11 protein-coding genes are annotated in these 12,555 nt (G+C 41.4%); 5 read left to right on the top strand and 6 right to left on the bottom strand.

Translation table 11 applies throughout. The features are described from left to right. Nucleotides 1–70: 70 nt before the first annotated feature. Complete coding sequence (gene polA, locus F7734_RS21095) at nucleotides 71–3,070, top strand: DNA polymerase I (protein ID WP_155746501.1); 3,000 nt, start codon at nucleotides 71–73, stop codon at nucleotides 3,068–3,070. A 130-nt stretch (nucleotides 3,071–3,200) separates the two neighbouring features. Here polA and F7734_RS21090 read toward each other — a convergent pair whose 3' ends face one another. Further along, complete coding sequence (locus F7734_RS21090) at nucleotides 3,201–3,794, bottom strand: class I SAM-dependent methyltransferase (protein WP_155746500.1); 594 nt, start codon at nucleotides 3,792–3,794, stop codon at nucleotides 3,201–3,203. A 288-nt stretch (nucleotides 3,795–4,082) separates the two neighbouring features. Between F7734_RS21090 and F7734_RS66185 the strand changes: the two genes are divergently transcribed. Next, nucleotides 4,083–4,256, top strand: coding sequence for a hypothetical protein (locus F7734_RS66185; RefSeq protein ID WP_347566253.1), 174 nt, complete (start codon nucleotides 4,083–4,085; stop codon nucleotides 4,254–4,256). Nucleotides 4,257–4,331: 75 nt separating this feature from the next. Here the strand turns inward: F7734_RS66185 and F7734_RS21080 are convergent, their stop codons facing one another. Beyond that, a complete protein-coding gene (locus F7734_RS21080) occupies nucleotides 4,332–4,607 on the bottom strand; it encodes a LapA family protein (protein ID WP_155746499.1) in 276 nt (91 codons plus the stop codon). Nucleotides 4,608–4,925: 318 nt separating this feature from the next. Here F7734_RS21080 and F7734_RS21075 point away from each other — a divergent pair, with 318 nt between their 5' ends. Further along, nucleotides 4,926–5,753 carry a PD-(D/E)XK nuclease family protein gene (locus F7734_RS21075; protein ID WP_155746498.1) on the top strand — a complete coding sequence of 276 codons (828 nt, stop codon included), beginning with the start codon at nucleotides 4,926–4,928 and terminating at the stop codon, nucleotides 5,751–5,753. 266 nt (nucleotides 5,754–6,019) lie between these two features. On the opposite strand, the gene F7734_RS21070 is transcribed toward F7734_RS21075, so the two are convergent. Together F7734_RS21070 and F7734_RS21065 are read right to left on the bottom strand one after the other, a co-directional pair. Further along, nucleotides 6,020–6,361, bottom strand: a complete 342-nt coding sequence (locus tag F7734_RS21070; RefSeq protein WP_155746497.1) for a hypothetical protein — start codon at nucleotides 6,359–6,361, stop codon at nucleotides 6,020–6,022. 236 nt (nucleotides 6,362–6,597) lie between these two features. Then, entirely contained in the window at nucleotides 6,598–6,864 is a 267-nt protein-coding gene (locus F7734_RS21065) for a hypothetical protein (RefSeq protein ID WP_155746496.1), read from the bottom strand. A gap of 22 nt (nucleotides 6,865–6,886) precedes the next feature. Between F7734_RS21065 and F7734_RS21060 the strand changes: the two genes are divergently transcribed. Then, entirely contained in the window at nucleotides 6,887–7,090 is a 204-nt protein-coding gene (locus F7734_RS21060) for a hypothetical protein (RefSeq protein ID WP_155746495.1), read from the top strand. Nucleotides 7,091–7,236: 146 nt separating this feature from the next. On the opposite strand, the gene F7734_RS21055 is transcribed toward F7734_RS21060, so the two are convergent. Beyond that, nucleotides 7,237–8,916, bottom strand: a complete 1,680-nt coding sequence (locus F7734_RS21055; protein ID WP_155746494.1) for a transglutaminase domain-containing protein — start codon at nucleotides 8,914–8,916, stop codon at nucleotides 7,237–7,239. A 239-nt stretch (nucleotides 8,917–9,155) separates the two neighbouring features. Here F7734_RS21055 and F7734_RS21050 point away from each other — a divergent pair, with 239 nt between their 5' ends. Beyond that, entirely contained in the window at nucleotides 9,156–12,095 is a 2,940-nt protein-coding gene (locus F7734_RS21050; RefSeq protein WP_155746521.1) for a cation-transporting P-type ATPase, read from the top strand. Nucleotides 12,096–12,254: 159 nt separating this feature from the next. Here the strand turns inward: F7734_RS21050 and F7734_RS21045 are convergent, their stop codons facing one another. Beyond that, complete coding sequence (locus F7734_RS21045) at nucleotides 12,255–12,524, bottom strand: hypothetical protein (protein ID WP_155746493.1); 270 nt, start codon at nucleotides 12,522–12,524, stop codon at nucleotides 12,255–12,257. Between the last annotated feature and the right edge of the window lie 31 nt (nucleotides 12,525–12,555).

Here is a 12,555-nt window from a genome sequence, read left to right as displayed (position 1 = left end):
ACGTTCCTTGTAGAAGCAACTGGTTAGAATAGATGTATCACTCAAACATCAGTTCGCTTCCAAACCTTTGATGAAAACACACCCCACATTCATTCTTGTAGATGGGCATTCCCTAGCCTTTCGTTCCTACTACGCCTTTGCCAAAGGAAAAGACGGTGGCGGATTGAGGACGAAGACAGGGATACCCACGAGTGTGTGTTTCGGCTTTCTGAAATCTCTGTTAGAGGTTATGGCAACGGAACAACCCCAAGCAATGGCAATAGCCTTTGACTTGGGGTTGCCAACTTTTCGTCATGAAGCTGACGACACATATAAAGCAGATCGTCCGGGGACGCCAGAAGACTTTATTCCTGACCTGAAAAACCTGCAAGAATTACTGGATGCGTTGAATCTCAAAATAGTCACCGCCCCTGGTTATGAAGCAGATGACGTGTTGGGAACTTTAGCACAAAAGGCAGCAGCATCGGGGTATAAAGTCAAAATTTTGACAGGCGATCGCGATTTATATCAACTTATTGACCCCAACAAAGACATTAGCGTTTTGTATTTTAGCCCAGATGCGCTCAAACGCAACACCAACGCTGGTATTAGCGAGTTTGGTGTAGAACAAGTCAAAGAGAAATTGGGAATTGAACCATCCCAAGTTGTGGATTACAAAGCCCTTTGCGGTGATAAATCAGACAATATTCCTGGAGTCAGAGGAATTGGGGAAAAAACAGCAGTTCAATTGCTCAAGGAATATGGTTCTCTTGAAAAAATTTATGCTTCATTAGGACAAATCAAAGGTGCAACTCAGAAAAAACTAGAAGCAGGTAAAGAAGATGCAGAAAAATCCCACTATTTAGCAGCAATTGTTCTAAACGTTCCCTTAGAAATTAATTTAGAGGAATGCATTCTCAAAGGATTTGATACCAAAAATATCATCCCAATTTTAGAAAAGCTAGAATTTAAAACTTTTTTAGGCAAAGTTAACGAACTCCAACAAAAGTTTGGCGGAACAGTTGAAGAAGCACCAGAAGCCACAGAGGAACCAGAAGAAACAACTTCGCCACTCCCTACTCCTGTAGAGATCGAGTATGATGCGTCTCTACCACTCCCCACCTACGAAGGAGATGATGTGTGGTTTTTTAGTCCTGAAGATACAGAAGCATTTCAACAAAATCCGACAAATTCTCTAATTCAGCCCAGAATTGTAGATACTCCAGCAAAACTGACAGAATTAGTCAATCTGCTGCAAAACTTTACCGATGCAAAATATCCTGTTGCATGGGATACAGAAACCAGCGATTTAGAACCAAGAGATGCATTTTTAGTAGGAATTGGTTGTTGTTGGGGAACCGAACCAGATGAAGTCGCCTACATTCCCCTCGGTCATAAAACTGGAGAAAATTTAGATCGAGAAATTGCTTTAGAAGCACTCCGCCCAATTCTTGAAAGTGCAAATTACCCTAAAACTTTGCAAAATGCTAAGTTTGACCGTTTAGTCTTGCGCTGTCAAGGAATAAAACTTGCAGGAGTTGTCTTTGACCCCATGTTAGCAAGTTATGTTTTAAACCCAGACGGAAACCACAATCTTAGTAGCTTAGCTCAACGTTATTTAGGTTTAATAGCAACAAGTTACTCCGAACTAGTTCCCAAGGGAAAAACTATCGCGGATTTAGATATCCCTTCCGTAGCAGATTACTGCGGTATGGATGTTTACACCACATTTCAATTAGTACCAAAATTGCGTGAGGAACTAGAAAAAATTGATGAAAAAAATAGCCATGTAGAGGCGAGAAGGAGCAAGTCTTTACAAAAATTATTATTAGAAATAGAACAACCCCTAGAACCAGTTTTAGCAGAGATGGAGTATCAGGGAATTCGTATAGATACTGCTTATTTGCAAGAACTATCTCATATATTAGAAACAGATTTAGCCAAGTTTGAACAACAGGCTTACGAATTTGCAGGAGAGAAATTTAATTTAGGTTCTCCAAAACAATTGAGTCAAATACTATTTGACAAATTGAAGTTAAGCACCAAACATTCCCGTAAAATCCAAACAGGTTATTCGACTGATGCAGCAACACTAGAAAAATTGCGAGAAGTTGATACAACTGGAATAGTTGATGCCATTGTTGAGTATCGTACCTTATCTAAATTGAAATCTACTTACGTAGATGCATTACCAGAACTCGTTCGTTCGGATACTAAACGAGTACACACTAGCTTCAACCAGACAGCAACATCTACGGGACGGTTGTCTTCTTCCAATCCAAATTTACAGAATATACCAATTCGTACCGCTTTTAGCCGTCAGATTCGCAAAGCCTTCATACCGGAATCTGGTTACTTAATGGTAGCTGCTGATTATTCACAGATTGAGTTGCGAATATTAGCCCATTTGAGTCAAGAACCCATATTAGTTGAAGCTTACCAGAATAATGAGGATATCCACAAAGTTACAGCAAAGCTAATTTTTGAAAAAGAAAATGTGACACCAGATGAGCGAAGGTTGGCTAAAACTATCAACTTTGGTGTAATTTATGGAATGGGTTCTCAGAGATTTTCCCGTTCCACTGGAGTAGAGAAAACTGATGCTAACGAATTTATCAAACGATTTAACAACCGCTATCCTAAAATCTTTGAATATCTAGAGTTTGTGAAAAAGCAAGCTGTCACCCAAGGGTATGTAGAAACTATCTTTGGGCGGCGGAGATACTTTGACTTTACCAGTCATAGTCTGCGTAATCTTAAAGGTAGCAATCCTGTAGATATCGAGCTCAGCAAATTTAAAAATCTAGGTGCATATGATGCAGGATTGCTACGTGCTGCAGCCAACGCACCAATTCAAGGTTCTAGCGCCGATCTTATTAAAGTTGCAATGGTAAAACTGCACGAAATTTTGCAGAATTACAAAGCACGCTTGTTGCTACAAGTTCATGATGAACTTGTATTTGAAGTTCCACCAGATGAATGGGAAGAACTGCAACCCCATATTAAATCTACAATGGAAAGTGCAGTATCTTTGACTGTGCCATTGCTTGTAGATGTACGTGCAGGTGAAAATTGGATGGAGACGAAGTAAGTTGGATAGTGGATAGTGGATAGTGGATAGTTGTTAGTGGATAGTGGATAGTGGATAGTTGTTACTATGGACAACCAACAACTAACAACCAACAACTAACAACTAACAACTAACAACTAACAACTATCCACTAACCCTTAACATAAAAATTATATGTATGCTTGTCTGATTCGTCGGTCAAGTTGATGTAAGATGTATTAGAGAGCGGGGGAAAATAATAAGGTTGAAACTGCTTTAAGCTTTCACAAGTTTCTAGTGGAAACGGTTTTCTCTCTGGAACGTCATTCCAACCAATAATTAAAACACCACCTTTTCGTAAAGATTGATAGCAACCTGCAAATGCTTTTTCTACTTCTTCTCGCTCGTTTAATCCCCACCCAAAAACACCATTGCAGAAGATAACATCCAAATCGTTTTCAGTGAAATGGTTGCTTAGTTCACTCATGGAACTAACAATGTGGTTTTTCGCTCCATATATTGTCTTCACTGGGTTAATATCAATTGTCCAGTATTCTTTGTTTTTAAACCATTTTTCATAATGTTTTGTATAGGGAGCGCATCCTACAAATAAAATTTTTGCGAACTCTTCTCTTTCAAGAAAATAAGGAATTATTTTCTGCTCTAAGATATAGCGATCGTGAGTTTCTAGAGGCATTTCTTTACCAAGAACTGTGTTGGTAACAACCTGCAAGCGTTTCAAAATCATTTGGGGGTTAGTCAACATAACGGAATACACTACTGATATGAGAGTGAGTTTGTAAAGTATGTAACCACTTACGTAGCCCGTACACGTACATTAGACACGAGGAACTTAAAGTTTCTCGTAAGAAAAGATTAATGTTTGTTTAAAAATCTAAAAAATATAAGATAAATCGTGTTTTTAATCTTATAATAAGAAAGTTTATAGAATATATGGTTTATACTCAGTAAACTTAATTCCGTCAGTCTTACGGTTTGACAGATAGTCGGCTAGCACTGTTTGGAGTCAGTATGGGAGTTTTACAAGCTGGCTATGCTTTTACTTTTACGGCGATTGGAGATCGATTGCTGGGAACAATTGGTCATACTAACTTACAGTCTTTTGGCAAAAGCTCGCATCGTTTGCGTTCAAGATGCACGTGCTTGCGCGCAACGTTTTCCCGATGGAGCTTGTTATGTTGTTCTGTGGATTGGGACACAGCTATAGAAATGATGGGCAAACATTTGTTGACCATGTGCGTTATTTTTTGATGACACAACTAGAAGATTGGCGGGGATAATTTCAATAATCTTCATCAGCAAAAAATTCAGCATCATCTTCCGAGTCAGAATTCCTTTGCCTAGAAGCTGCAAGACCCCATAAAGGTTGCAGTAGTGCCGTACCGATTATTCCCACAACAGCGCAGAAAGCCAGAACTAGACCAACTGGAATTTGAACAGACCTAAAATTAAGAAATCTTAATGATACAGGTTCGGCGTTTTGTACCGAAAGGATTGCTATACTCATGACCCAGGCAGCTACAATAATTGATGTCAATAAATTTGCTAGAGTTTTCATAGTGCTATTTGTGTATTAATGTAAAGTTAGCAGTGGGCATTCACTACATTTAACTAAGTCTTTATTTATCGTAATAACTTTTAATGCACTGCTCTCGATTCGGCAAGAAGCACGTCAGTTACACATACTCTGGGTTAGGAGAGAACATAGAAATGGAGTCAGAAAGGTTACTAGATCCTGACACAGCATCTGATACCTCTCTAATAATTTGCCACAATAGTATCAGTAATTTCTGAACTCACAGAATCCGCATGGTTAGCGAGGGATTTTATCTCGCTTGACCTTGTTAGATTTTTGCTTACAGCCCAAGCCAAAGCAATGTTAATCTCAGAGCAGCCTTTTGCCAGCTATCACCTTTGGTCTTTAATTGCCCCAGCTGTGGGGCAACGTTCCCATTGCCAAATGAGACGCGGTTTTATTAAAGCACGGCACCACGAACCTCAAGTCAAAGTTCTGATGGCAAAAGCAACGGCTTCTCAACGCATTGGCTTGCTTGCACAGAAAGGTGTTTATGAATTTCATCACCAGATACATTTGTTAAAGCAAACAGATGGCGTACAAAAAGTTGCTCAACTGCTGAAATTAAGTCACTTTACAGATGAAGTTAAGCAACGAGTCCTGCAAATTTTGAACAAATATCACAGTACGCCTTTGCTTTCAGGCAAACGTATTATTTTATTAACGCGTGGTGATGAAGGTTTTCCCAAACCAATTTTTGTGAAACAGCAGCATTATTGTTTCCGCTTGTATGCTGCTATGGATTGCGTATTTATTGAGTCCGATCGCACTTTACATATTGTAGACTTTAAAACCGGAAAATCTGCCTTTGACCGTCGGCAGGCACTAGTCTATCTAGTAGCAGCTCGTTATCTTTATCCTCAGTATGAAGCGATCGCCTCATTTTACAATTTAGAACTTTGTAAAACCTCTGAGATTATCAGTGTGTCTAAGAGAGAGTTAGACGTTATTGAACGTGAATTATCAGAAGTCGCTAGAAAACACCAAAAAGATTTGCAAAAATATCAAGAAAAACACAGTAAGTTTAGCGATATTTTCCCACCTACTCCGGGTTATCACTGTCGGTTTTGCCCGTTTAACTCAATTTGTGAATTTTCTGCAGTAAAACCTTTGGAAACTAGGGATTAGGGGTGAGTGGTGAGGGGTTATTCCCTAACCCCTCACCCCTCACCTCGTTCCCAGCCTCAGGCTCTGACCCCCCACCTCGTTCCCAGCCTCAGGCTGGGAATGCCGTCTTTGGAGGCTCCGCCTCCAGTGTGCAACTAGTACAGCTCGGCAGAGCCTCTTGTTATGCATTCTGTGGTAGAACCACCGGAACAAGAGAGTAGTGAATGAGGGGCGTCATTCCCCATTGACCACCTGTAGCCTTTAAAAAGTCGGGTATCTAGCGGTTACTAAAGAAATCTCCCTTCATCAAGGAGTTTATATCCTACAGATAAAGCTGAGAAAGCAACAAAAAAATTCCATAAACTTGTAGTTTTGAATATTACTCCTCCACTTAACAAAGCTAGCACTATAGCTATTCCCAATAAAATCCATCCTAAATTATCGGTATGCTTGGGAAAGAAAATTAATGTAAAAATACCAGAAATCAGTGCTAACATTGAACCAGTCGCAGGGATGCTTTTAAAAAAATATCCATAGTATCTACTAGCAAATATAATATTTTGACTGAGATAGTAAATGCAAACTAGTAGTAGAATCAATCCTGTAAGTTTGATAAACGCTCTACTCATATATTTAGTGGTTAAACAAGCTAATTTTGATATTATTTAGCTTCAACCCGTATATGCCTGCGAAATTGTACGTATCTTTTCCTGAAGCTCCCTCGACGAATAAAATTCGCAACTATACAAACAAAGTCTACCTACGTGGAATTTATTAAAATAACCTGCGTAGGCAAGTCAGCACGCGATCGCTTTTACTACCGTGATGATAATTTTTTGTGACAAAGAAGATTGCTTTACTCTCTTCAATATTCACTGTTTTTCCTAGGTTCTATCTCTTCAATTTCTAGTTCTGGAAACTCCCCACGTCTCATGCGTGTTATGTATTCCTGAGCATCCATCCCTCCTAAGTGATTTGGTGCGATTCCGGCAAATTCCATCACATTATGGCGTGGTTTAGATGTAATTTCACAAAGACTTAGTTTTTGTAACAAATATGAGATTAAACGCAACTGCTCATCAGGTGTTAGTGTTTCCACTTGTTTCTTTAAATCGTTTAATTTTTGGGACATTTTGGACTATCCTCACTTTTTTGTGCTTTTTCTTTTAGCAATCAATCCAGGAATCTGGGGAAAAGGCGAACCAATTCTCGAAATTTCAAGGCGTTTATCGTACTACATTAGGACAAATAATTTTCATCTGCCAGTGAAAGTAGAAAATATGACAAATAGCATTGTTTTGACTACCGTAAATATCAGCATCAAGATGAAAACAGCGATCGCTGCTAGTGATTGCTAGCCCAACTTCTTCAAATAAAACAAAGCGGACCGAAATTAAGTCAAGCCAACCGATTGCTGCAAGGCTGCCTACGAGGATAACAGACAGTCCTCACATAATCCATCACGTGATGCGAGTAACTGCGATCGTGAGTCACTAGTCACTGGTTACTGCTCACTGAAAGGAGGTAATTCTCCCAAAATTGTAAAGCGAATGTGATTGATAGCCAACTCCCCAATAGAAACATCTTCTTTTGTCAGCTTTGCACCTTTACTCGTCAAAGTTTCAAAAGAAATACCTTTGCCAATTTCAACATGATACCAGCCCAAACCCATAAAAAAGCGGGTGGGATAAGGTCCGCCATAACCCATATCATCAGGATTGGATTCCATTGGTAACCAACCAAAACCGGGTACGTAGAACTCCAGCCAAACATGATTGTACTGAGGCTGCATGGGAACTTGCTGGTATTCAGCATAACTTGGGCATTTATACCGACCTACAGTACGGCAGAGAATACCGTTTAATCGGCACAAGGCAAGCAAAACACCTACGTATTCACCACAGGAACCTACACCCCTTTCTAAAACAATATCTGGTGTATCTATATGAGGTTTAATACCATAAGACAACTCATCATAAACGTAGTTGCGAATGCTATACATTTTTCGCAGCAAGTTGGTTTCCGTACCTACGGCTTCACGGGCGGAGCGACGGACAATATTGGTATCCATTGCCAAATCGTCATTGTCTACCAGATAACGCTCTTGTAATTCAGGCGTTGGTTCGGCAATATCTTCTACATCTGACGGGGTGAGGCGATACTTAATTCCGCGTACTTCTAAGATTGCCTTCCAGCCAAATAAGTGTCGTTCGCCCGGAGTGAGAGCATCAAATTTAAAAACTGCAACTCTTTGCCCATCCACTATCTCTTCTGTAAAAGGTAAACCAATAGGTTCGACGTGTTTCACCTTTTGGCGTTCGGTTTCTGATGGCAAAGCAATGCGCCATTCTACCTCTGGTACGTAGACTTCATCTAAAGGCGCGATTTCCTCTACATAAGACATCTCTAGGAGATAGCCGTTAGAGAGGGCATAGCGTTTTTCTGGATTGTAATGGTAATGTAAAGGATGAATAAAAGTCCGATCGCGATATGATAGCTCGTGACTTGGGTCAGCATTTGGATTATCTCGGACATAAGGTTCCTCAGAAGCATAGGCGACGTAAAGCCTTTTCTCCCCTGTTTCCGGATTTTTGTAAATTGCTATACCTGAAGGCTCATCAAACGGCGTCAGTACGCTAAATTGAACTTTCCCAGTTGCTCGATCGATGGAGTAGACAGTTTGCTCGGTGCGATCGCAAACCCAAAGCGTTTCTTCATCCACTGCCAAATTTTCCACTCCCACCCCAGGTGCGTAAAACTTAGTAATTTGTTTGCGCGTATTGCGGTCAAAAATCAATATATCCCCCTGCTTTTGAGAACTGACATAGATAGTGGATTCCCAAACAGCAATGCCATCAGCTGTATACGGCAAAGTGACAAAGTGCTCCAATCCCAACGATGACAATTTACACAAATACACACTATTGTCCCGAGTCACCCAAAGAGTATCATCCCATACTGCTAAACCTGTAACTCCCGTAAATTCACGATTTTGGTGGGGATTGAGAATTTTTGTATTATCGGAGCGGGGGTCAATTGAGAGCAAATGACCTTTGGCAGTATCAATAGCAATGAGTGTATCCTGGATAAAGGTGATGCCACAGAGGGCTGCAGCGCTATGGGGTCGAATTGTCCTTTGCCCAATCATTTGATTAGTAAAAAAACTGGGGAGTGCAAAAGTCATATTAAACTAATTTATTCAAATGTTTAACATCTTAGGAATGAAATTGTTATGAGTAGGTGGTATGAAAATAGGGGGTAGAGGGTAGGGAGTAGGGAAAATAACTTAACGCCCTTTTGCCCAATTCCCAATTCCCAATTCCCAATCCCCAAAGGCTAACCCAATGTAACTTTATGTTGATGGTTTTCCAGCCCTTGCTCATCTATGATCGAAGTTTGTAACCATTTCCTGTGACCAAGACGATGTCCGCTCATTCTCTATCTGAAAAACCCGCCGCTTGGCATAGTTTAGAAGTTGATAAGTCGCTAGAACTGCTGAAAACCAGCTCGGAGACTGGTTTATCTCCCCAAGAAGTACAGCAGCGATTGGAACAATATGGTCCAAATGAACTAGAGGAAACTGGTGGACGCAGTGCTTGGCAGATTCTGATAGATCAGTTCACAAACATCATGTTGTTGATGCTGATTGCTGTAGCCATTATTTCTGGGGTGCTAGATCTAATAGCTTGGCAACAAGGCACATTGAAACCAGGGGAGTTACCATTTAAAGACACAATCGCCATTCTAGCGATTGTTGTACTCAACGGCATACTTGGTTACGTTCAAGAAAGTCGTGCGGAAAAAGCCCTAGCAGCGTTGAAAAAACTAGCATCACCCAACGTGCGAGTCCTGCGGGACGGTAGACTAGTAGAGGTGCCAGCTCAAGAGTTAGTCCCAGGAGATGTGATGCTAGTAGAGGCTGGTGTTCACGTGGCTGCAGATGGTCGTTTGATAGAAGAGTCAAACCTGCAAATACGGGAATCGGCACTGACAGGTGAAGCGGAAGCAGTAAACAAGCAGGCAAAAGTTACACTGCCAGAAGAAACCTCCTTAGGCGATCGCGTTAATCTAGTCTTTCAAGGGACTGAAATTGTCCAAGGACGTGGCAAAATTCTAGTGACTAACACTGGAATGCAAACCGAGTTGGGAAAAATTGCTGCCATGTTGCAAGCAGTAGAAAGCGAACCGACTCCCTTGCAACAGAGGATGACTCAACTCGGTAATGTCCTGGTAACGGGTTCTTTAATTCTAGTTGTCATCGTTATTGGAATTGGTCTTCTCCGTGGAGGTAACTTACAAGAATTATTGGAAGTTTCTCTCAGTATGGCAGTTGCTGTAGTGCCAGAAAGCTTACCCGCCGTTATTACCGTTACCCTGGCACTGGGAACTCAAAGAATGGTACGCCGCAACGCCTTAATTCGGAAACTACCTGCGGTAGAAACTTTAGGTTCCGTCACAACCATCTGTTCCGATAAAACTGGGACTCTTACACAAAACAAGATGGTGGTACAGTCAATTTACACAAATGTTTCTGCTCCAAGTTCAAGCCCCAGTAACAATTTGATTTTTGAAGATGGAAACCGCCCACCTCAATCTCAAGAAAATACAAATAACCAATTTTTGAGCGTTACAGGTTCTGGTTACGATCCTGTGGGAGAGTTTCAACTTCAAGGTCAAAAAACTGAACCACAAGAGTATCCAGCACTCCAAGCACTACTTGTTGCCTGTAGCTCATGTAATGATTCCTTTTTACAACAAGATAAAGGACAGTGGAAGATTTTAGGCGATCCAACAGAAGGTGCTTTAGTGACACTGGCGGCAAAAGGAGGAATCGAAAAAGATCAATGGGACAGCAAGTTACCTCGTGTTGCTGAGTTTCCCTTCTCCTCAGAACGCAAGCGCATGAGTGTAATTTGTAAAGTCGAGCCAGTAGAAACAGGAGTATCTGCCATCAATGAAGTTGACCCCATCATCAGCCACTTGGTGCAACCGTCAGAACGTTACTTAATGTTTACTAAAGGCTCACCAGAGTTAATACTTGCACGTTGTACTCATATTTACCAAGGAACTAGCGCAACCCCAATCAATGAGGGGCAACGCAGTGAAATTCTGGCAGAAAATGACACAATGGCAAGTAAAGGTCTGCGGGTTTTGGGTTTTGCTTACAAACCTCTTGCCGAAATCCCAGTAGAAGGTTCAGATGAAGAATCCGAGCAAGAATTGGTATGGCTGGGGTTGGTAGGAATGCTTGATGCACCCCGTCCAGAAGTTAGGGCTGCAGTGCAAGAATGTCGAGATGCGGGAATCCGTCCCGTTATGATTACTGGAGACCACCAACTCACCGCACGCGCCATTGCTGTGGATTTGGGTATCGCTCAAGAAAGCGATCGCGCCCTGACAGGTCAAGAATTGCAGCGCATGAGCGACAAAGAACTAGAAGAACAAGTCGATTTGGTAAGCATCTACGCTCGAGTCGCCCCCGAACACAAACTGCGGATTGTTCAAGCACTGCAACGCCGGGGTCGATTCGTCGCCATGACAGGCGATGGTGTCAACGATGCACCAGCTCTCAAACAAGCTGACATTGGTATTGCCATGGGTATCACCGGTACCGATGTCAGTAAAGAAGCGAGTGACATGGTACTCCTTGACGACAACTTTGCGACAATTGTCGCCGCTACAAAGGAAGGTAGAGTAGTATACACCAACATCCGCCGCTTTATCAAGTACATACTTGGTAGTAATATTGGCGAGGTCATCACAATTGCTGCAGCACCCATTATGGGATTGGGAGGAGTACCTCTCACACCACTGCAAATTCTGTGGATGAACCTTGTAACAGACGGGTTACCAGCTCTGGCGTTAGCTGTGGAACCCGCAGAACCTGATGTGATGAAACGCCCGCCCTTCAGTCCCCGTGAAAGCATTTTTGCCAGAGGCTTGGGTTCTTACATGATTCGGATTGGTATTGTCTTTGCCATCATTTCTATTATTCTCATGGCATGGGCTTACAATCACGTTAAAGTCGTGACTGGTGACGATCTCAGTCCAGAGCGGTGGAAGACGATGGTATTTACTGCATTATGTATTGCTCAAATGGGTCATGCATTAGCAATTCGCTCTAACTCCCAACTAACTATTGAAATGAACCCCTTCTCAAATCCATACGTATTAGCAGCCGTTGTTGTGACATCCATTCTGCAACTGTTGCTAGTTTACGTACCACCTCTCCAAGCTTTCTTTGGAACTCACTACTTAACTTTGCAAGAGTTAGGAATTTGTCTTGGCTTTAGTGCCTTGATGTTTGTATGGATTGAAGCAGAGAAACTTTTCTTCCGATTAACGGGTAAGAAAATTGTTTAGGGGAGTATATTGCTAACAACTTTCTTCGCGAGCTTCGTGTCTTTGTGGTTCTAAAAATAATTTTTAACCGCAAAGACGCAAAGCTCGCGAAGGTACAAAGGCAAACAAAGAACATGAAAGGGAGAAGTTTATTTAAGTATTGTAAAGTTCCTAATATAATTATGAGTTGAGCAATTTCTTTTGAACTAAGAGATCTTCCAGTTGTTTTATAGTATTCCAGTCAATGGCAGCAACCCATAAATTTTCTTCTGTTAAGTATTGCACTACCCCATCAACTTCTAAATCCTCACTATATAGCGTAAGCAAGCGACCATCTTGCAACTCAATGTTTTGACTAGCTAAGTCCTCAATTGTGCCAATACAATTGAGGCGCAGGCGACCCTGAAGGTCAGCGTTATGAAAATCTGCAAAAACTCGATCGCGGTTCATTTGTTGGCTCCCATAATTAATTTTGATAGTA

The organism is Scytonema sp. UIC 10036, assembly GCF_009725235.1.
This window is presented reverse-complemented; position numbering and strand designations above follow the sequence as displayed.